At 67.0% G+C, this 20,165-nt stretch carries 16 protein-coding genes; 10 read left to right on the plus strand and 6 right to left on the minus strand.

All coding sequences use genetic code 11. The features are described from left to right. Positions 1 to 8: 8 nt before the first annotated feature. Positions 9 to 470, minus strand: coding sequence for a VOC family protein (locus tag U1703_RS07345; RefSeq protein ID WP_332785168.1), 462 nt, complete (start codon positions 468 to 470; stop codon positions 9 to 11). Between the two features lie 100 nt (positions 471 to 570). Continuing rightward, complete coding sequence (locus U1703_RS07350) at positions 571 to 1,806, minus strand: N-acetylmuramoyl-L-alanine amidase family protein (protein ID WP_320451560.1); 1,236 nt, start codon at positions 1,804 to 1,806, stop codon at positions 571 to 573. A gap of 499 nt (positions 1,807 to 2,305) precedes the next feature. Between U1703_RS07350 and U1703_RS07355 the strand changes: the two genes are divergently transcribed. The 6 genes from U1703_RS07355 (at position 2,306) to U1703_RS07380 (ending at position 10,348) form a co-directional block, all read left to right on the plus strand. Beyond that, positions 2,306 to 4,966 (plus strand): Rne/Rng family ribonuclease, encoded by a 2,661-nt coding sequence (locus U1703_RS07355; protein WP_332785327.1) that lies wholly within the window; start codon positions 2,306 to 2,308, stop codon positions 4,964 to 4,966. 317 nt (positions 4,967 to 5,283) lie between these two features. Further along, positions 5,284 to 5,745, plus strand: coding sequence for a P-loop NTPase family protein (locus U1703_RS07360; protein ID WP_332785169.1), 462 nt, complete (start codon positions 5,284 to 5,286; stop codon positions 5,743 to 5,745). Positions 5,746 to 6,570: 825 nt separating this feature from the next. Then, positions 6,571 to 7,917, plus strand: coding sequence for a M48 family metalloprotease (locus tag U1703_RS07365; RefSeq protein ID WP_332785170.1), 1,347 nt, complete (start codon positions 6,571 to 6,573; stop codon positions 7,915 to 7,917). Then, positions 7,917 to 8,624: a DsbA family protein gene (locus U1703_RS07370; protein WP_332785171.1), complete on the plus strand. Its 708-nt coding sequence runs from the start codon at positions 7,917 to 7,919 to the stop codon at positions 8,622 to 8,624. Before U1703_RS07365 ends, U1703_RS07370 begins: the two co-directional genes overlap by 1 nt. Positions 8,625 to 8,657: 33 nt before the next feature. Beyond that, positions 8,658 to 9,590, plus strand: coding sequence for an ABC transporter ATP-binding protein (locus U1703_RS07375; RefSeq protein WP_320451556.1), 933 nt, complete (start codon positions 8,658 to 8,660; stop codon positions 9,588 to 9,590). Then, positions 9,587 to 10,348, plus strand: coding sequence for an ABC transporter permease (locus U1703_RS07380; protein WP_332785172.1), 762 nt, complete (start codon positions 9,587 to 9,589; stop codon positions 10,346 to 10,348). Before U1703_RS07375 ends, U1703_RS07380 begins: the two co-directional genes overlap by 4 nt. 31 nt (positions 10,349 to 10,379) lie before the next feature. Here U1703_RS07380 and U1703_RS07385 read toward each other — a convergent pair whose 3' ends face one another. Beyond that, entirely contained in the window at positions 10,380 to 11,102 is a 723-nt protein-coding gene (locus U1703_RS07385) for a CPBP family intramembrane glutamic endopeptidase (protein WP_332785173.1), read from the minus strand. A 260-nt stretch (positions 11,103 to 11,362) separates the two neighbouring features. Then, complete coding sequence (gene glpX, locus U1703_RS07390; RefSeq protein WP_320451553.1) at positions 11,363 to 12,325, minus strand: class II fructose-bisphosphatase; 963 nt, start codon at positions 12,323 to 12,325, stop codon at positions 11,363 to 11,365. 146 nt (positions 12,326 to 12,471) lie between these two features. Here glpX and U1703_RS07395 point away from each other — a divergent pair, with 146 nt between their 5' ends. Both U1703_RS07395 and U1703_RS07400 read left to right on the plus strand, forming a co-directional pair. Continuing rightward, positions 12,472 to 13,233, plus strand: coding sequence for an ATP-binding cassette domain-containing protein (locus U1703_RS07395; RefSeq protein WP_332785174.1), 762 nt, complete (start codon positions 12,472 to 12,474; stop codon positions 13,231 to 13,233). Then, entirely contained in the window at positions 13,230 to 14,771 is a 1,542-nt protein-coding gene (locus U1703_RS07400; protein ID WP_332785175.1) for a glycine betaine ABC transporter substrate-binding protein, read from the plus strand. The genes U1703_RS07395 and U1703_RS07400 overlap by 4 nt, the downstream gene beginning before the upstream one ends. Positions 14,772 to 14,925: 154 nt before the next feature. Here the strand turns inward: U1703_RS07400 and dapD are convergent, their stop codons facing one another. Next, complete coding sequence (dapD, locus tag U1703_RS07405) at positions 14,926 to 15,753, minus strand: 2,3,4,5-tetrahydropyridine-2,6-dicarboxylate N-succinyltransferase (RefSeq protein WP_332785176.1); 828 nt, start codon at positions 15,751 to 15,753, stop codon at positions 14,926 to 14,928. Between the two features lie 2 nt (positions 15,754 to 15,755). Next, a complete protein-coding gene (locus U1703_RS07410; RefSeq protein ID WP_332785177.1) occupies positions 15,756 to 16,418 on the minus strand; it encodes a pyrimidine 5'-nucleotidase in 663 nt (220 codons plus the stop codon). A gap of 201 nt (positions 16,419 to 16,619) precedes the next feature. On the opposite strand from U1703_RS07410, the gene U1703_RS07415 reads away from it, so the two are divergent. Both U1703_RS07415 and U1703_RS07420 read left to right on the plus strand, forming a co-directional pair. Continuing rightward, positions 16,620 to 18,938 carry a S8 family serine peptidase gene (locus U1703_RS07415; protein WP_332785178.1) on the plus strand — a complete coding sequence of 773 codons (2,319 nt, stop codon included), beginning with the start codon at positions 16,620 to 16,622 and terminating at the stop codon, positions 18,936 to 18,938. A gap of 49 nt (positions 18,939 to 18,987) precedes the next feature. Next, positions 18,988 to 19,989: an LLM class flavin-dependent oxidoreductase gene (locus U1703_RS07420; protein WP_320451547.1), complete on the plus strand. Its 1,002-nt coding sequence runs from the start codon at positions 18,988 to 18,990 to the stop codon at positions 19,987 to 19,989. Positions 19,990 to 20,165: the final 176 nt, after the last annotated feature.

Here is a 20,165-nt window from a genome sequence, read left to right on the forward strand (position 1 = left end):
TACGCCCATCAACGCTCTGGCGGCTGCATAAGCTCTATCGTGATGTGATCCGGGCCTGAAACATAGGCCACCAACGTTCCCTTCCGTGGACCACCCGCGATCGGCAGCGGATGATCCTTGGCCTTCCATCCTTCTGCCTCGACGCGGGCGATGGCGGCATGGATATCCTTCACGGTCAGAGCCAGGTGGGCGGCTCCGATCGCTCCCGCGCTGTTGGGCACCGTCCCGTTCCGGGGCCCGTTTGAATATTCCAACAGTTCGACCACATAGCCGTCGGGTGCCTTGACGATCGCCGTTTTCACGCTCGGATCATCGACACCCGTCACCTGATGCAGGAAGTCGCCCCCCATCTCCGATTGCCGCTCAAGCGTGAAACCGAGCGCTCCCGTCCAGAATCGAACGGCTTCGTCCAAAGACGATACAGCGAAGCCTGTGTGGTCCACGGCCATTACGTTTGCGGCGTCGGTCATTGCTGTACTCTCGCTAGGTCGCGGTCGCGGTGTCAGGGGCTGCGGGTTTGGCGTTCCCGAAACCGCGGATTTCAACGCGGAAATGGGAAAGACGCTCCCCTTACCGCGACGCCATGCGCCGCGCGAAATGCACTTCGACCGCTTGCAGCACGGCCTTGGCGATCCGATCCTGGCCTTCCTTGCTGTCCAGGAACGCCGCATCCTGCATGTTCGAGATATAGCCCGTCTCGAACAGGATCGACGGCATGTCGGGCGCCTTCAGGACCATCAGCGAGGCCATGCGGTGGAAGGCCGGCTTGACCGGGATCAGCGGCTGCGCCTCGCGGCCCAGCAGGCGGGCGAAGCTGGCCGAGGCGTTCATCGTCTCGCGCTGGGTCAGGTCGATCAGGATCGAGGACACGTCGCTGTTGCCGCCCAGGTCGACGCCCGCGATCACGTCGGCCTTGTTCTCACGCGCGGCCAATCGCGCGGCTTCCTTGTCGGAGGCGACGTCGGACAGGGTATAGGCGGTCGCGCCGCGCGCTTCCCCGGCGCCCGCACTGTCGCAATGGATTGAGATGAACAGGTCGGCGTGCAGCCGCCGCGCGATACCATAGCGTTCGCGGTGGAGGATGTAGCGGTCATCCTCACGGGTCAGCGCCGCGCGCACCCGGCCCGATGCGACCAGCGTGTCGCGAATCGCCCGCGCGATGGCCAGCGTCACGTCCTTTTCGCGCAGCCCCGTCTGCGGATTGATCGCGCCCGGATCGACGCCGCCATGCCCTGCGTCGATCACCACCAGCGGCCGGTTGTCGGCCCCGCGCACGCGCGGCAGCGGCAGGGTGCGCGCCGGGGTCGGCACCGGCACGCTTAACGTGTAGGCGGGCTTGCGCTGAAAATGGAACGGGAAGAAGTCGAGGACGCCCGCGAAACTGGCCTGGCTATAACCCTGGCGCACCGGCTTCAGGGTCAGCGACAGCTGTCGCCCGTCATCATCGAAGCCGCCATCGAAGATCGCCGCATCCTGCGCCAGCGCGAAGGTCAGGCGGGTGACGTCGTGGCGCACCCGCGTCTGGGTCAGCCCGCGCACCGCGCCATGGGTTACGGTGACATCGCCGGGCGACGCGCCGGTCACGTCGATCGCCACCCGGCGCTGTTCGCCCAGCATGACGCTGCGCGCCCGCTTCACCGGCACGTCGAAACGGATGATCAGCTGCGCGCCGCGCACGACCACCTTCTGCACCGTCGCGGCAAAGGCGCTGACCGGCGCGAACAGTCCGAACAGGAAAGTGAACAGCATCAACACGACCCGGCGACCATGCCGCGACCGCCCGCCGCTGGTCCAGCGAAAAGCCATCGTACCCAAACCCTTTTTGGCGATCCTGCGATCGACCAACTCGGGATAGGCGAACGCCCCTGTCGGGAACTTTCTACCAATGGTTAACCGGCAATTCGGCATTTTTCGGCCGGTGAAAACGGCACTTTTCCGCCTGTTGCGCAAACGTTCCGATGATGCTAGCACATCTGCGGACCCCGGCCCCGATCACCTCTCCCAACCGATCGGGGCGGGGCCATCTTCAAAGGACCGGAACTGCGAGGCTTTCGCGCCCGGGCCAACCAGGTTGACGCTCGCATGACGCATATGATCCACCCCGCTGACCGACCGGCCTTTGCCGGTGGGATCGCGGTGTCGTGGGTCCGCACCGGCCCCGTTGCCGGTGCTGCGGCTGTGGCCGACACGCTTTCCGTTATTTCCAGCGGACCGGCGCCCCGCGCCGCCGCCCACCCCATTTACCGCGCGCGACGGCTGCCACAGGGCCCGGCGCGCGCGTGGAGACTTCATAATGACCACGCGTATGCTGATCGACGCACGCCACCGGGAAGAAACCCGCGTGGCCGTCGTCAAGGGTAACCGGATCGAGGAATTCGACTTCGAGTCGGCCGAGCGCAAGCAGCTCAAGGGCAATATCTACCTCGCCAAGGTGACCCGCGTCGAACCGTCGCTGCAGGCGGCGTTCGTCGATTACGGCGGCAACCGTCACGGCTTCCTGGCCTTTTCGGAAATCCACCCCGACTATTACCAGATCCCGAAGGAAGATCGCGAAGCCCTGCTGCGCGAGGAAGCCGAGCATGCGGCGGAAGAAGCCGCCCTGCGTGCCGAGCTGGACGACGATGACGATCACGACGACCATGAGGATGACGGCGACCACGCCGACGACCATCATGACGACGAGGAGGGCGAAGCCGCCCCGCGCCCGCGCAAGTCGACCGTCAACGACGACCAGGTCGAGGCGCTGCGCCAGCGTCGCCAGAATCTGCGCCGCCGTTACAAGATCCAGGACGTCATCCATCGGCGCCAGGTGCTGCTGGTCCAGATCGTCAAGGAAGAGCGCGGCAACAAGGGCGCGGCGCTGACGACCTATCTGTCGCTGGCGGGCCGTTACTGCGTACTGATGCCCAACACGTCGCATGGCGGCGGCATCAGCCGGAAGATCTCGAACGCGGCCGATCGCAAGCGGCTGAAGTCGATCATGGCCGACATGGCGCTGCCCTCGACCATGGGCTGCATCGTGCGCACCGCGGGGCTTCAGCGCACCAAGACCGAGATCAAGCGCGACTTCGATTACCTGGCGCGCCTGTGGGACGGCATCCGCGAAAAGACGCTGCATTCGTCGGCGCCCGCGCTGATCTATGGCGACAGCGACCTGATCAAGCGCGCGATCCGCGACATCTATAATCGCGAGATCGAGGAAGTGATCGTCGAGGGTGAGGAAGGGTATCGCCAGGCGAAGGAATTCATGCGCCTGCTGATGCCGACGCATGCCCGCCGGGTGAAGCAATATGCCGACGCCGTGCCGCTGTTCCAGCGCGCGCATGTCGAGGATCAGCTGGCCGCGATGTACAATCCGGTCGTCCAGCTGAAGTCGGGCGGCTATCTGGTCATCAACCCGACCGAGGCGCTGGTGTCGATCGACATCAACTCGGGCCGCTCGACCCGCGAGCATAATATCGAGCAGACCGCGACCGCGACCAATCTGGAAGCCGCGCAGGAAATCGCGCGCCAGCTGCGTCTGCGCGACATGGCGGGCCTCGTCGTCATCGACTTCATCGACATGGACAACAACTCCAATGTCCGGAAGGTCGAGAAGGCGATGAAGGAAGCGTTGAAGAACGATCGCGCCCGTATCCAGGTCGGCCGCATCTCATCCTTCGGCCTGATGGAAATGAGCCGCCAGCGCCTGCGCACCGGCGTGCTCGAGGCCTCGACGCGACCCTGCCCGCATTGCGAAGGCACCGGCCTGGTCCGCACCGCCTCGTCGTCGGGCCTGTCGGCGCTGCGCCTGATCGAGGACGAGGCCGCACGCGGTCGCGGCTCGATCCTGACGCTGCGCGCCAGCCAGGAGGCCGCCGTCTATGTGCTGAACCGCAAGCGCGCCGACATCGCCGAGATCGAGGACCGCTACGGCGTGACCGTCGAGATCATCCCCGACCGCGAGGAAGAGGGTGCGCGCATGACGGTCGAGGCGTCCGGCCCGCCGCCCGCCTATGCGCCCAAGATCGACATGCTCCTGCCCGTCGAGGAGGATGAGGACGATCTGGTCGACGAGATCGAGGAAGAAGAGGACGAGGAAGAGGTCGAGGAGGCCGCGACCGAAGCCCCCAGCCAGCGCGAGCCGCGCGAGGATGGCGAAGGGGGCGGCCGCAAGCGCCGTCGCCGCCGTCGTGGCCGCCGCAACCGTGGCGGTGAGGGCGAACAGGCCGAGGGCGAGGAGCATGGCGACGACTCCGACTCGGACGGTGAGGATGCCGCAGAGGCGAACGACACGAACGCCGATGCCGAGGATGACGCCGCCGAGACGGTCGAGGCCGGTGATGCCGAACCGCGCGAAGGCGGTCGCCGCCGTCGCGGTCGTCGCGGTCGTCGTGGCGGTCGCCGGAACGAAGGTGGCGCGAACGACGCGATCGAAGCCGCCAGCGATGCGTCGGCCGACGAGGATGCGGCGGACGAACCGCTGACCATCGCCGAGCCGATCGAGGCGGGTGATGCCGCGCCGGTCACCACGCCGCTGGCCATTGCCGAGGTCGAGGCGAGCGACGCTCCCAAGACCCGCCGCCGTCCGCGCGCCCGCAAGGCCGCACCGGTGGTGAGCGATGCCACGCCGACCGAGACGGTCGAGGCACCGGTCGTCGAGGAAACGGCGCCCGTCGTCGAGGCGGAGGCTCCGGTGGAAGCGCCGGCCAAGCCCAAGCGCGTCCGCAAGAAGGCCGCGCCCAAGGTCGCCGCCGAACCGGTCGCGGAAGAAGCAGCCCCCGTGGCCGAAGCCGAAGCCCCGGCCAAGCCCAAGCGCGTCCGCAAGAAGGCCGCGCCCAAGGTTGCCGCCGAACCGGTCGCCGAGGAAGCCCCGGCCGCCGAGCCCGAGGCACCGGAGCCCGCCCCCGAAGCGGCGACGTCCGAGGACGGTACGTCGACCGACACGCCGCGTCGCGGCTGGTGGCAGCGCACCTTCGGCGCCTGATCGCTGAGCAACTGAACGCAAAGACGCCCTCCTTCCCCAGCGGAAGGGGGGCGTTTTTCGTGTGGGAATGGATTGTTCGGCCGGGGGCGGTCGGAAAGAAGTCGAAACCAGGCTTTGATAGCTGTTCGTACGACTTCGCTTGCGAGCCAAGGGGGACTATTCAGGGAAAGACTGATGCACGAAGCTGATATGACATCGCGCTATCCAATATGAGGTCCCAGATGCCCCATTATATTTCGCTGTCAGAGGCCGCGAATCGGCTAGTTGCATCGAATCGGATACTTGTGATTGGATGCTCGGGAGGAGGAAAGACCACGTTGGCGCTGCGCATAGCGGAACTCTTCGGTCTTGAGTATCAATCCCTTGACAGAGATGTACGTTGGCTGCCGGGATGGAAGGTCAGAAATCGCGAAGAGCAGCGTGCTCTGACGGCCGATCTCGTCGCGCGGGATCGCTGGGTGATGGACGGGAGTGGTCCATCGACATTCGACATACGTGTTCCACGGGCAGACCTGATCATATGGGTCCGTGTTCCACGCGGATTGGCTTTGCTTGGCCTGGCCCGTCGCGTCGTGCAAAATTATGGCAAGGTCAGGATCGCCATGGCGGAAGGATGTCGTGAGCCAATTCCCGACCGTGAATTCCTCTCCTACATCTGGAATTTTGAGAAAGAGACGGCTCCACGCTTTGTCGAGCAGCTTGAGCGATTTGGTTCCGACAAGCCGGTTGCCATTATCAGAAGCCGAAGGGACGCCAAGGCGATGTTGGGAAATGACTAAGGCCACGGCCTGTCTTCAAACGGGCTCCTTTCCCGAAATCTTCGTCAGGGAGTGCTCCGATCGCCTCGGTCGCTGTGCGTTTACGGGGATGTCCTCGACGGCCTCCATCTCAAGATTATAGTTTGATAGATCATGCTTGCCCCATTGAACGTCTTGGTCTTGCCTTTTCGCCAAGGGCCACATGGCGATTTCAACTACGCCATCTTCAACCGTTCAGACGGCAACGGCGATGTCTGGCAAGGCGTTGCTGGGGGCACCGACTAGGCGAAACACCGCTGGCAACCGCCAAGCGTGAATTTGAGGAAGAAGCAGGTTTGGCCGCAACAGGTCGACGCTGGATATCGCTTGATGCTCATGCGACGGTCCCAGCTCGGATTTTTGAGATTGGAGACAACGTGGAAAGACGACGTACGTCGTGCAGGAATTGTCCTTTGTAGCCTAGGTACAATCCGATGAAACAATACAAGTGTCGAATGAAAATGTTGCCGCAACGTGACTGTCATACGAGGCCGCGCATAGTATCTTAAGATTCGACAGCAATCGCACTGCACTATGGGAATTGCATACTTGTCTGATTGAGGAGGTTTGACCGGCGCCGCTTCCACCGGCCTTCATAAAATCGATGCCTTGCGAATATGGCGACCCAATGTGCCTTGGAGGATCAGACGGAGCACGCTGGGGGGAACATCGGCGGCGGGTCGATCGTCACCCCGTCATGCCATGCCTTCATTCGTCCGGCGTTCAGCCGGCGCATGCCAAGGCCGACCTGTCGCCCCACGGGACGCAATGCTTGTATCCCGTCACCGACCCGACGATAGAGGAAGCATGAAGCGTCTGATCGCCGCCTTCGCCGCCACGGCCGTCCTCTGGGCACAACCGGCGGCTGCGCAATCGATCCTGCGCGATGCCGAGACCGAGGCGCTGTTCGCCGAGATGTCCGCGCCGATCGTCAAGGCCGCGGGGCTTAGCCCACGCGACGTGAAGATCGTCCTGATCAACGATGATTCGATCAACGCCTTCGTCGCGGGCGGGCAGATCGTCTATGTCCATTCGGGCCTGTTGCGCGCGGCGGACAATGTGAACGAGGTGCAGGGCGTCGTCGCGCACGAACTGGGCCATATCGCCGACGGCCATGTCGTGCTGAGCGAGCAGGCGATGAAGCCCGCGATGAAGATGCAACTGCTCTCGATGGTGCTGGGCCTGGCAACGGTCGCGCTGGGCGGCGGTGCGGCGGGCATGGGCGTGATGGCGGCCGGGCAGCAGGCGGCGATGGGCCAGGTCCTGTCGTTCAGCCGCAACCAGGAATCGGCCGCCGACGCGGCGGGCGCGCGCTACCTGACCACCGCCGGGGTGACCGGCAAGGGGATGCTGAGCTTCTTCAAGAAGTTGCAGAACCAGGAATATCGCTACGGCTATACCAATATCGATCCGTTCGCGCAGACCCACCCGCTGTCGGCGGTCCGTATCCAGTCGCTGACCGAGGATTTGAAAGCCTCGCCCGCCTGGAACAAGCCGGTCGACCCGAAATTGCAGGAGCGGTTCCTGCGCGTGAAGGCCAAGCTGCTCGGCTATGTCTCCCCACCCGAGACCACGCTTCAGAAATATCCCGACAGCGACCAGTCGATCTATGCGCATTATGCGCGCGCCTATGCCTATCACAAGGGCGGCTATCCCGACAAAGCCGAGGCGGAGGCCGCCGCGCTGATCGCGCGCGATCCCACCGATCCCTATTTCCAGGAGATCCAGGGCCAGATCCTGCTGGAATCGGGCAAGCCGCAACTGGCGCTGGCGCCGCTGCGGGCCGCGACCATGGGATCGGGCCAGAACGCACTGATCGCCACCACCTTCGGCCATGCGCTGATCGCGACCGAGGACAAGCGCAACCTGCCCGAGGCGGTGAAGGTCCTGCGCGTCGCGGTCCAGCGCGACGAGGACAATCCCTTCGCCTGGGTCCAGCTGGGCACCGCCTATGAGCAGTTGGGCGACACGCCCCGCGCCGCGCTGGCCACCGCTGAACGCGCGAGCATGATGGGCGACAGCCGTACCGCCATCCAGAGCGCACGCTATGCGATGGCCAATCTCACCCCCAATACGTCCGAATGGATTCGGGCGCAGGATATCGCCATGACCTCTGCCGACGCCGCCGCCAGCACCAAGAAGAAGCGCCGCTGATGGGGGTGAAGACATTGGCCGCCGTCGCGGTGCTGGGCGGCCTGGTAGGCGGCGGGGCCGCATTGACGCTGGCCCCTCTGGTCGCGCCCGGCGGCTCCTCGGGCGACAGCGTCCGCGCCTATCTGCTCGACCATCCCGAGGTCATTCCGGAGGCGATGCAACAGCTTCAGGACCGCGAACAGGGCAAGGCGGTGGCGGCGATCGGCGGCGACCTGATCAAGCCGTTCGGTAGCGCCTATACCGGCAACCCCCAGGGCGACGTCACGCTGGTCGAGTTCTACGACTATAATTGCGGTTATTGCCGGGCCAGCCTGCCGCAGCTGAAGGCCCTGACCCAGGCCGATCCGAAACTGCGCATCGTCTATCGCGAACTGCCGATCCTGGCCCCGTCGAGCCGCGCGGCGGCGCGCGCCAGCCTGCTCGCCGCAGACCAGGGCAAGTTCGCCGCCTTCCACGACGCGCTTTATGCCGGTGGCCCGGTCAGCGATGCGACAATCGCCGCCGCCGCCGCGAAAGCGGGCGTCGACATGGGCAAGATGGCCGCCTTCCAGCCCCAGGCCGATGCCGAAATCCGCCGCAATCTGGAGGCCGCCGGACGGCTGGGCCTGAACGGGACGCCCAGCTGGATCGTCGGCAATCGCATCCTGTCGGGTGCGCAGCCGATCGAGGAATTGCAAAAGGCCATCGCCGCGGCACGAAACGGTTGATAAAGCGGCAGTCTTCCAACGGGGGACTGCCGAATGACCGACCCGATCCTGTCCGTCGCGGGCGTGACCAAGACCTATAAGGGCGGCGTCACCGCACTCCACCCGGTCGACCTGGCCATCCGGCGCGGCGAAATCTTTGCGCTGCTGGGTCCCAATGGCGCGGGCAAGACCACGCTGATCTCGATCGTGTGCGGCATCGTCACGCCGTCGGGCGGGACCATCCAGGTCGATGGGCATGATGCCCTGCGCGACTACAAGACCGCCCGCCGCAAGATCGGACTGGTGCCGCAGGAATTGTCGGTCGACATGTTCGAGCGCGTCATCGACACCGTCAATTTCAGCCGGGGCCTGTTCGGCCGCGCCCCCAACCCCGCCTATGTCGAGCAGGTGCTGCGCGACCTGTCGCTATGGGACAAGCGCCACGCCAAGCTGATGGAGCTATCCGGAGGCATGAAGCGCCGCGTGCTGATCGCCAAGGCGCTGTCCCACGAACCCGACCTCCTCTTCCTCGACGAACCCACGGCGGGCGTCGATGTCGAGCTGCGCCGCGACATGTGGAAGCTGGTCCACCGGCTTCGCGAGCGCGGCGTCACCATCATCCTGACCACCCATTATATCGAGGAGGCCGAGGAGATGGCCGACCGGGTGGGCGTGATCGCCAAGGGCAAGCTGCTCCTGGTCGAGGAAAAGGCCGAGATGATGAAGAAGCTCGGCAAGCGCGAAATGGTGCTGACCCTGGCCGAGCCGATGACGACGATTCCGCCCGACCTGGCCGAATGGAGCCTGTCGCTGGAGGATGAGGGCAGGCGCCTGCGCTATATCTTCGACGCGCGGGCCGAGCGGACCGGCATCCCCTCGCTGCTGCGCAAGCTGGGCGACATGGACATCGGCTTCGTCGATCTGGAAACCTACAAGTCCTCGCTGGAGGATATCTTCGTCGATCTGGTCGAGGGAACACGCGCATGAACCTGCATGGCATCTGGTCGATCTATCGCTTCGAAATGGCGCGCTTCCGGCGGACGGTGTGGACCAGCCTGATGGTGCCGGTCATCACCACGACCCTGTATTTCGTGGTGTTCGGCACCGCGATCGGATCGGCGATGAACCAGGTCTCGGGCGTGCCGTACGGTGCGTTCATCGTGCCGGGTCTGATGCTGTTGTCGATCTTTTCGGAAAGCATCCTGAACGCCAGCCTGGGCATCTACATGCCCAAATTCACCGGCACGATGTACGAGATCCTGTCCGCACCGCTCTCCCCGATCGAGACGGTACTGGGCTATGTCGGGGCGGCGGCAAGCAAGTCGATGGTGATCGGGCTGGTGATCCTGGCCACCGCCTATCTGTTCGTGGACCTCAGCATCCTGCACCCGGTGGCGATGATCTTGTACCTGCTGCTGGTCGCGACGACCTTTTCGCTGTTCGGCTTCGCCATCGGCATCTGGGCGCGCGGGTTCGAGCAGTTGCAGGTCATTCCGCTGTTGATCGTCACCCCCCTCACCTTTCTGGGCGGTGCCTTCTACTCGGTGACGATCCTGCCCGAGCCGTGGCGGACGGTGACGCTGTTCAACCCGGTCGTGTATCTGATCAACGGCTTTCGCTGGACCTTCTTCGGCACATCGGACGTGACGCCGGGGGTCAGCCTGGCCGTGACGGCGTTGTTCCTGCTGGCCTGTCTGGCGTGGATCGGCTGGATCTTCCGCACCGGCTGGCGGCTGAAGAACTGATCCTGTTCCTCCCCTCGCACGGGGGAGGAATTCAGCGCCGCCACACCCCGCCCATCAGTGGCAGGACGACCAGACCGTTCACATCGACCAGCGTGTGGACCAGCATCACGACCCACAGGCTGCCGGTCATCAGGTACAGCCCGGTCATCACCGCCCCCAGTGCGGTGGTGGCCAGCACCCCGGCCCAGCCCTGATAGCGGTGCATCGCGCCGAACAGCGCCAGCGACGCGGCAAAGCCGATCCATGCCTGTCCGGTCAGGATCGCGATCAACAGCGGCAGATAGAGGCGGAAATACGCCTCTTCGGTCACCCCCGCCATCACGCTGAGCGCCAGCGCGTATTTCACCTCGCGCCGATCGCGGGGCAGCAGCGCGGAGACATTGCCGATCGGCTTGCGCCGCCAGAACCGGGCGAGCAGCGCACCGGTCACCAGCCCGCCGATCGCACCGCCGATCAGCAGCGATGACAGCGCACCGTCATCGTCGACGATCGACGGCATGATGCCCGCCGCCCCGGCGAACTCGCCCGGCATGGCCGTCAACGTCTCTGTCCGACCGAGCAGCACCAGCCCGATCAGCACCGGCACCAGAAAGGCCAGTGCCGCCCGCACGAGCCATAGCCGAAACCGCATCCGTCGCGAATGGCCGTCGTTCAGCGCGCAGAAGCGACGATACTCCCCCAGATCGCCCTTCTGGAACCACCAAATCCCCGCCAGCGAGGCGAAGAGCAGCAGGGCGGCCAAAACGAACGACATGAAATCCATTCCCCGCTCCCCGGAAGTGGGACGGCTTGGTTCTTATCGCGGGCATGGCGCGAGGCAAGACCGGCTGCCCCGTGCCGCAAGGGAGGTGCTCCTGGTCGCGAGGCAGCCCCGCCTCTCCTACCGGGACACCCCTCCGTCAGGCCTGCGGCCTGCCACCTCCCCTTACAGGGGAGGAATGGGGTGAGGAGTGGCACTCGCCCAAGCTGCGCTATCCAGAAGGGAGGAAAGTTAGATATCGATCGGCATCGACGTCACAACCGATGCTGCCCCTTCACCCAGCGCACCGTGCCCGACGAGGCGCGCATCACCACGCTCTCGGTGGTCATCACTTTGGGCCGCCGCTTCACGCCCGCCAGCAGCGAGCCATCGGTCACGCCGGTCGCCGCGAAGATACAGTCGCCGCGGGCCAGCTCGGTCAGGTCATACTGCTTGTCGAGGTCGGTCACGCCCCATTTGTGCGCCCGCGCCCGTTCGGCATCGTTGCGGAACAGCAGCCGCCCCTTGAACTGGCCACCGACGCAACGCAGCGCGGCACAAGCCAGGACGCCCTCGGGCGCGCCGCCCGACCCCATATAGACGTCGATCGTCGTATCCGGATCGGTCGTCGCGATCACGCCCGCGACATCGCCGTCGCCGATCAGCACCACGCCGCAGCCAAGCGACCGCAGCTCGGCGATCAGCGCCTCGTGACGCGGGCGGTCGAGCACGCACACGACGATATCCTTGGCCTCGACCCCCTTGGCCGCGGCGATGGCGCGGATATTGTCGCTGGGGCTGCGGTCCAGGTCGATGACGCCCGCCGGATAGCCGGGGCCGACCGCGATCTTGTCCATGTAGACGTCGGGCGCGTTGAGCAGGTGGCCCTTCTCCGCGATGGCCAGCACCGCCAGGCTGTTCGGCCCGGCCTTGGCGCAGATGGTCGTGCCCTCCAGCGGATCGAGCGCGATATCGATCTCCGGACCCTGGCCGGTGCCGACCTTCTCGCCGATGAACAGCATCGGCGCCTCGTCGCGCTCCCCCTCGCCGATGACGACGGTGCCGTCCATGTCGAGTTCGTTGAGCGCGGCGCGCATCGCCTCGACCGCCGCCGCGTCCGCCGCTTTCTCGTCCCCGCGCCCCACCAGGGTCGAGGCCGCGATCGCCGCCGCTTCGGTCACGCGCACCATTTCGAGGACGAGGACGCGGTCGAGAACCTGGCTGGCGGTCTGGGTCATCTTACTCTCCTGGCGGTAATTTTGCCCGCCGCGTTGAACATGTTTTACACGCTTTATCGTCTGGTGCGGGCAAGGCATAGCCCCGAATCGTGACGGGCATACAGAGCGGGTGAGGCGGAATGATCGGATCCCGCGTTAAGGGCGGCGTGAGCACCCCCGCCCCCATCATCACGCTCGACGATGTCAGCCGCCGCTATGGTGCGGTCGCGGCGGTCGACCATGTCTCGCTGGAGTTTGCGCGTGGCAGTTTCGTCGCGCTGGTCGGCGCGTCGGGTTCGGGCAAATCGACGCTGTTGCGCATGATCAACCGGCTGGAGGAGCCCGACACAGGTCGCGTCCTGATCGACGGTCGCGACGTCACAGCCGAGCCCGCCCCCCGGCTGCGCCGCCGGATCGGCTATGTCTTTCAGCAACACGGCCTGTTCCCGCACATGACGGTCGCGGCGAACATCGCCATCGGGCTGACGATCGCGGGGCGTGGCGTGGGCAACCGGGTGGGCGAATTGCTCGATCTGGTCGACCTGCCGCACGAGGTCGCCGGGCGGATGCCCGATGCGCTGTCGGGGGGGCAGCGACAGCGTGTCGCCATCGCCCGCGCGCTGGCGGCCGAGCCGCCGATCCTGCTGCTCGACGAGGCGCTGGGTGCGCTCGACCCGGTCAGGCGCGATGCGGTGGCGGGGCGGCTGGTCGAATTGCACGAGCGGTTGGGCCTGACGACAATTCTGGTCACGCACGACATGGCCGAGGCGCTGCTGACCGCGACGCGCGTGCTGGTGATGGAGACGGGCCGGATCGTCGCCGATGCGACGCCCGCGCAACTGGTGAACGGCGAAGGGGGCGACGCGGCACAGGAACTGATGGCGGTTCCCCGGCATCAGGCCGAACGGCTGGCGGCGCTCAAGGCATGAGCGCCTTTCTCGACGCGCTTGGCCGGGTGCCGCCGCTGCTCGCGCAGCATGTGCTGGTCAGCATGGCCGCGCTGCTGCTCGGTATCCTGATCGCGGTGCCGCTGGCCTTTGCCTGTGCGCGGCGGCCGGGACTGTCGCGGGTGGCGCTGGGGTTCGCCAGCCTGGTCCAGACGATTCCGGCGCTGGCGCTGTTGGCGCTGTTCTATCCGGTGCTGCTCAGCCTGTCGGGACTGGTCGGCGGCGGGATACCGGCGCTGGGCTTCCTTCCCTCGCTGCTCGCGCTGACGCTGTATGCGCTGCTGCCGATCCTGCGCAACGGCGTGACGGGGCTGGTCGGGCTCGATCCGGCGGTCCTACAGGCGGCCGATGCGGTGGGGATGACGCGCGCCCAAAAGCTGCGACTGGTCGAGGCGCCGCTGGTCGCCCCGGTGCTGGCGGCGGGGATACGGACGGCGGCGGTCTGGACGATCGGCGCGGCCACCCTGTCGACGACGGTGGGGCAACCCTCGCTCGGCGACCTGATCTTTGCCGGGCTCCAGACCCAGGCCTGGGCGCTGGTGCTGGCGGGATGCTTCGCCGCCGCCGCGCTGGCGCTGGTGGTCGATGCGCTGATCGGGCTGATCGAGCGCGGGCTGGCGGCACGGCGGCGCTGGATGTGGCTCGGCGGGCTGGTCGCGCTGGCGCTGGGCATCGCGCTGGCGACCCAGCCGCTCTGGCCGCGCGGTCACGATGCGCGGGCTCAGGTGGTGATCGGGGCGAAGAACTTCTCCGAGCAATATATCCTGGCGCGGCTGATCGGCGACCGGCTGACGCAGGCGGGCTATGATGTCAGCTATCGCGATGGCCTGGGTTCGACCGTGGCGTTCGAGGCGACGGCGAGCGGGCGCGTGGATGTCTATGTCGATTATGCGGGCACGCTGTGGACGACCGCGATGCACCGGCAGGACGCGCCGCCGCGTGCGGCGATGCTGGGCGCGCTGAAGGACTGGGCGGCCACCCGCGATGTCACGATGCTGGGTCCGCTGGGCTTCGAGAACGCCTATGCCTTTGCGATGAAGACGCCGCTGGCGCAGCGGCTGGGGGTGCGCTCGCTCGCCGATCTGTCGGGCCGGGCACCGTCGTTAAAACTGGGCAGTGACCTGGAATTTCTCGACCGTCCCGAATGGGCGGCGGTGCGCAATGCCTATGGCCTGCGGTTCGCGAGCATGACGCCGTACAGCCCGACCTTCATGTACCGCGCGCTGGAGAGCGGGCGGGCGGATGTGATCTCGGCCTTTTCCTCGGACGGGCGGATCGCGGCGGAGCGGCTGACGGTGCTGGCCGATCCGAAGCGGGCGATACCGGGCTATAACGCGGTGCTGCTGGTGGCGAAGGACCGGGCGGGGGATGCGCGGTTCGTGCAGGCGCTGGGGCCGATGCTGAACCGGATCCCGGTCGAGGTGATGCGCGAGGCGAATTACCGGGTGGACCGGGACGATGCCGCGAAAGAGAGCCCGGAAGCGGCGGCCAAGTGGTTGGCCAAACGCGTGGGGTTGTAGGGAAACCCTATCCCCAAGCGGTAAGCCCCTCCCGCAGGCGGGAGGGGTTCGGGGAGGGCGGGAGTGTCACGGAGTCCGTCGTCCGTGGCCTTGCCCTCCCCCATCCCCTCCCGCTTGCGGGAGGGGCGTGCCAAGGGTCAAATGTCAGAAACCATCAATCCCGCAACAGGTCGTTGATGCTGGTCTTCGACCGCGTCTGCGCGTCCACCCGCTTGACGATCACCGCGCAATACAACCCCGGCTTGCCGTCGACCGACGGGGTCGTGCCGGGCACCACCACCGAGTAAGGCGGCACATGGCCCCGGAAGACCTCACCCGTCTCGCGGTCGATGATCTTGGTCGAGGCGCCCAGATACACGCCCATCGACAGCACCGCGCCCTCGCCGACGCGGACGCCCTCGGCCACTTCGGCGCGCGCGCCGATGAATGCGCCATCCTCGATGATGACGGGATCGGCCTGGAGCGGCTCGAGCACGCCGCCGATGCCGGCACCGCCCGACAGGTGGACATTCTTGCCGATCTGCGCGCAGCTGCCGACGGTCGCCCAGGTGTCGACCATCGTGCCTTCACCGACATAGGCGCCGATGTTGACGAAGCTGGGCATCAGGATCGCGCCCTTGGCGACATGCGCGCCGCGCCGCACGACCGAGCCGGGCACCGCGCGGAAACCGGCGGCGCGGAAATCGGCTTCCGACCAGCCGCTGAACTTCGACGGCACCTTGTCGAACCAGTGGCCCGCGCCCGGACCATTGTCGATCAGGACATTGTCGTTCAGGCGGAACGACAGCAGCACCGCCTTTTTCAGCCACTGGTTAACGGTCCAGCCGCCATCACCGTCGGGTTCGGCCACGCGCGCCTCGCCCCGGTCGAGCAGCGCCAGCGCGCGGTCGACGGCGATCCGTTCCTCACCCTGCGTCGCGAAGGTCAGCTCGGCACGGTTTTCCCAGGCGGCGTCGATGGTCGCGGCCAGATCCTGGCTCATGGTCAATCCTCCAATATGCTGGTCAGCCACGGCGTCAGCGCGTGGACGGTGTAATCGATATGCTCGCGGGCGGCCTCGGGCCCCTGTTCGGAACCGTTGTCGACCCACACGGTCGTCATCCCGATCGCCTTGGCGGGGATCAGGTTGCGGGCCATGTCCTCGAAGAAGATCGCCCGTGTCGGGTCGATGTCGAACGCCGCGCACAGGCCCGCATAGGCGGACGGCTGCGGCTTGGGCACCAGGCCCATGGCGGTGATGTCGTGCACCGCCTCGAAATGGCTGCCCAGCCCCAGCCGGTCGAGGACCTTCAGCGCATAGGGCTTGTCGCCATTGGTGAAGACCAGCTTGCGCCCCGGCAGCTTGGCCAGCGCGGCGGCGAGCGGCGCATCCGCCTCCAGCACGTCCATCTCGATATCGTGGACATAGGACAGGAAGGCGGCGGGATCGACGTCATGCTCGGCCATCAACCCGGCCAGCGTCGTGCCGTGCGCGTGGAAATAGGTCTTCTGGATGTGGAACGCCTCTTCGGCCTCCACCCCCAGCAGTTCGCCGACAAACGCCGTCATCCGTCGGTCGATGTGCGAGAACAGATTCGCGCTCGCCGGATAGAGCGTGTTGTCCAGATCAAAGATCCAGGCGTCGATATGGGCAAGCGCGGGCAGCATCGCGGCCAGCGTGTAGGCGCGGCCGCGTGGGGTCGCAAGCCATGGCGGACGGCCGGGTGTCGCGCCCCCGAATCCCGACAGTGTCCATAACCGTCACATTTGCACGCCTTGATGGACCAAAATCATGCTTTCGTAATCGTTTGTCGCGTAAAGGCGGGGAAATCGAAGAGCGAATCGGGGCAAATGGGGCAGGACTATCGGATGCGCGGTGCGCAGAAGGCGGAGCGTATCGCTCGCCTGGGAATTGCGCTGGGCTGCGCGGGTGCGACGTTGACCGCATGCGGCGGTGGCAGCGGAGCGGTTCAATCTCCCTCCAGCCAGCCGGTGACGACCACGACGCCCATTTCCACGACGATCACGACGCCGACACCCTCACCCTCACCGACTCCCACGGCAACGCCCAGGCAGAATTACGATACCGCCGGTTACCGCGCGACGCAGGGCGCGGTGGCGATGAATGCGCTCGCCGCCTATCAGCGCGGCGCGACGGGGGCGGGCGTCACGCTGGGCGTCATCGACTCCGGGCTCGATACGCGGACCGGCCTGTTCGACGGCCGTATTTCGTCGGCGTCGGCCGATGTCGCGGGCGGCTCGCGCGGCACGGCGGACGAGGGCGGCCACGGCACGGCGGTGGCCTTCACGGCGGTCGGCGGTCGCGGCGGCAACAAGGCGCAGGGCGTCGCCTTCGATGCCACGCTGGTCGTCCTGCGCGCCGACCAGCCGGGCAGCTGCGCCAGCGGCACGACCAGCGCGGGGGTGGGCAACTGCGCCTTTTCGTCGGACGCGATCGCCCGGGGGCTCGATACCGCACGGCTGGCGGGCGCGCGGGTCGTCAACATCTCGCTGGGGTCCAACGACACGCCGCCCGCCGCGCTGCTGAGCGCGATCAACCGGGCGACGGCGGCGGGTATGGTCCTGGTCTTCTCGGCAGGCAATAACGGCGAGTCCAACCCGACGCTGATGGCGCAGATCGCCAACGACAACACCGTGTCGCGCGGGCAGGTGATCGTCGCCGGATCGGTCGGGACCACGGGCACCATCTCGACCTTCAGCAACCGTGCCGGACAGACCGCCGCGCACTACCTGACCGCGCTGGGCGAGCAGGTGGAGGCCCCCGACGCCACCGGCAAACGCTATCTCTGGTCGGGCACGTCCTTTGCCGCACCGCAGATCAGCGGCGCGGCCGCCCTGCTGGCCCAGGCCTTTCCGAACCTGACCGGCGCGCAGATCGTCGACCTGCTGCTGAAGACCGCGCGCGACAGCGGGGCCAGCGGCACCGACGACGTCTATGGGCGCGGCACGCTGGACCTGACCGCCGCGTTCCAGCCGGTCGGCGCGTTGAACGTGGCGGGCAGCGCGGCGGGGACGACCGCCGCCGTCGCCATGGGCATCAATGCGCGCCTGTCCCCCGCCATGGGCGACGCGCGCACCGGCACGCTCAGCCTGGTCGCGCTCGACGGCTATGCCCGCGCCTATCGGGTCGACGTGTCCGGCACGATCGCGCAGGCCAGCCCGCGCGCGATGCTGTCACCCGCCTTGCTCGGCCGGGTCGAGGGCGCGGTGATCGGCGATGGCCGCCGCTCGATCGCGCTGACCAGCGCCATGCAGATGCCGGGCGAGGCGCGGTTGCGCTCGACCGTACCCGGCGATGTCGCCGCGCCGACCCGCCGGATTGTCGCGGGCAGCGTGACCCAGGTCCTCGATCCGACCACCGCCATCGGCGTGGGCTTTTCCAGTGGCGGCGACGCGCTGGTCGCCGGGTGGACCGGACAGGCTGGCGCGCCATTCCTGCTGAACGATCCGGGCTTTGGCGCCGACCGCGCGCCCACCGCCTCGGTCGCGATGCGGCACATGCTGGGCGGCATCGGCCTGAACGTCATGGCCGAGAGCGGCCGCTTCGCCTCGTCGGTGCCCGGCACCGCGTCGCCACGCTACGACCAGAGCGCGGTCACCATCGACCGGCGCCTGGGCGCGGTCGCCCTGTCGCTGGGCATGACCCGGCTGGACGAGCGGGCGACCGTGCTCGGCGGCTGGTTCGGCGGCGCGCTGGGCCAGGCGCGCGGGGTCAGCTGGTTCGCCGACACCGCCACCCGGTGGAGCGATGCGAGCGGCTGGGCGCTGGGTGCGCGTTGGCGCCAGGGCTGGACCCGCGCCAGCGGCGGGCTGGGCGGCGGCATGTTGCAAAGCCGGTCCTGGTCGGTCGAGGCGGGCAAGGCCGGGCTGTTCGGCGGCGACCGGTTCGACCTGCGCCTGTCGCAGCCGCTGCGCGTGAACAGCGGCAGGCTCGACCTGCTGCTGCCCGCGCATTGGGACTATGCGACCGCCGCGGTCGATGGCTGGACGACCCAGCGCATGAGCCTGGCCCCCACCGGCCGGGAGTTGCTGGTCGAGGCGCGGCACGGCGTGATGGTCGGTCGCGGCGAGCTGTCGACGCATCTCTTCTGGCGGCGTGATCCCGGTCATATCGCGGCGCTTCCGCCCGAACGGGGCATGGCGGTGAAGTATGGCTTGACCTTCTGATACCCGGTCTTGGCTGGCGGGGGCGCTACGGCGTCCCCATCTGTCTCATATGACACGTTATTCGCTGCTCGATCTGGTGCCCGTCATTGAAGGCGGCACCGTGGCCCAGGCGCTGGCCAATGCCGCCGACCTGGCCGTTCATGCCGAGGCGGTCGGCTTTCACCGTTATTGGACCGCCGAGCATCACGGCATGGCGGGCATCGCGTCGGCGGCGACCGCCGTGGTGCTGGGCCATGTCGCGCAGGCGACGAAGACCATCCGCGTCGGGGCGGGCGGCATCATGCTGCCCAACCATGCGCCGCTGACCATTGCCGAGCAGTTCGGGACGCTCGACGCGCTGTTCCCCGGCCGCATCGACCTGGGCCTGGGCCGCGCGCCGGGATCGGACCAGCGCGTCGCGCGCGCACTGCGCCGGACACTGGACAGCGATCCCAACGCCTTCCCCCGCGACGTGATGGAGCTGCAAAGCTATTTCGCCGATGACGGCCAGACCGGCATCGTCGCGACACCCGGTGCGGGCGCGAAGCCGCAGATGTGGATCCTAGGATCCAGCCTCTACGGCGCGCAGCTCGCCGCCGCGCTGGGCCTGCCCTATGCCTTTGCCTCGCACTTCGCGCCCGACGCGCTGGACGATGCGCTGGCCGTCTATCGCCGAGACTTCCGGCCATCGGCGGTGCTCGACAAGCCCTATGCAATGGCGGGCTTCAACGTCTTCGCCGCCGACACCGACGAAGAGGCCGAGTTCCTGGCGAGCTCGCAGCAACAGGCCTTCGTCGCACTGCGCACCGGCCGCCCCGGCAAACTGCCCCCGCCCGTCCCCGGCTATCGCGAGAGCCTGGGCGCGCAAGGCTCGGCGATCCTCGACCACGTCCTGTCCTGCTCGGCGATCGGTGCGCCTGCCACCGTGGAACGCCAACTCGCCGCCTTCATCGAGCGGACCAAGGTGGACGAGGTGATGGTGGTCAGCTCGATCTTCGACCACGACGCGCGCAAACGCTCGATCGGGATTGCGGCACGGGCGATGGATGCGCTGGAGACGGTGGCGGCCTGATCTTGGTTCGCGCGGAGGACGCGGAGGGGTCTGGCTTGTTGGATCGGCGGTCCGCTTCCCCGTTATCCCTCCCCTGTAAGGGGAGGTGGCAGCGCGGAGCGCTGACGGAAGGGTGTCCCGCTCTCGATAGGGGTGACACCCCTCCACCATCCTTCGGATGGTCCCCCTCCCCTTGC

The organism is Sphingomonas flavida (assembly GCF_036663655.1).
In the GTDB taxonomy this organism is placed as follows: Bacteria; Pseudomonadota; Alphaproteobacteria; order Sphingomonadales; family Sphingomonadaceae; genus Sphingomonas.

What these genes read in the sequence shown, in the direction of transcription:
- U1703_RS07375 (WP_320451556.1), top strand. Translation starts at nt 8,658, where the DNA reads ATGACCGACCCGATCCTGTCCGTCGCGGGCGTGACCAAGACCTATAAG.
- U1703_RS07410 (WP_332785177.1), bottom strand. Translation starts at nt 16,418, where the DNA reads ATGCTGCCCGCGCTTGCCCATATCGACGCCTGGATCTTTGATCTGGAC.
- U1703_RS07370 (WP_332785171.1), top strand. Translation starts at nt 7,917, where the DNA reads ATGGGGGTGAAGACATTGGCCGCCGTCGCGGTGCTGGGCGGCCTGGTA.
- dapD (WP_332785176.1), bottom strand. Translation starts at nt 15,753, where the DNA reads ATGAGCCAGGATCTGGCCGCGACCATCGACGCCGCCTGGGAAAACCGT.
- glpX (WP_320451553.1), bottom strand. Translation starts at nt 12,325, where the DNA reads ATGACCCAGACCGCCAGCCAGGTTCTCGACCGCGTCCTCGTCCTCGAA.
- U1703_RS07415 (WP_332785178.1), top strand. Translation starts at nt 16,620, where the DNA reads ATGCGCGGTGCGCAGAAGGCGGAGCGTATCGCTCGCCTGGGAATTGCG.
- U1703_RS07350 (WP_320451560.1), bottom strand. Translation starts at nt 1,806, where the DNA reads ATGGCTTTTCGCTGGACCAGCGGCGGGCGGTCGCGGCATGGTCGCCGG.
- U1703_RS07385 (WP_332785173.1), bottom strand. Translation starts at nt 11,102, where the DNA reads ATGTCGTTCGTTTTGGCCGCCCTGCTGCTCTTCGCCTCGCTGGCGGGG.
- U1703_RS07365 (WP_332785170.1), top strand. Translation starts at nt 6,571, where the DNA reads ATGAAGCGTCTGATCGCCGCCTTCGCCGCCACGGCCGTCCTCTGGGCA.
- U1703_RS07380 (WP_332785172.1), top strand. Translation starts at nt 9,587, where the DNA reads ATGAACCTGCATGGCATCTGGTCGATCTATCGCTTCGAAATGGCGCGC.
- U1703_RS07420 (WP_320451547.1), top strand. Translation starts at nt 18,988, where the DNA reads ATGACACGTTATTCGCTGCTCGATCTGGTGCCCGTCATTGAAGGCGGC.
- U1703_RS07355 (WP_332785327.1), top strand. Translation starts at nt 2,306, where the DNA reads ATGCTGATCGACGCACGCCACCGGGAAGAAACCCGCGTGGCCGTCGTC.
- U1703_RS07400 (WP_332785175.1), top strand. Translation starts at nt 13,230, where the DNA reads ATGAGCGCCTTTCTCGACGCGCTTGGCCGGGTGCCGCCGCTGCTCGCG.
- U1703_RS07345 (WP_332785168.1), bottom strand. Translation starts at nt 470, where the DNA reads ATGACCGACGCCGCAAACGTAATGGCCGTGGACCACACAGGCTTCGCT.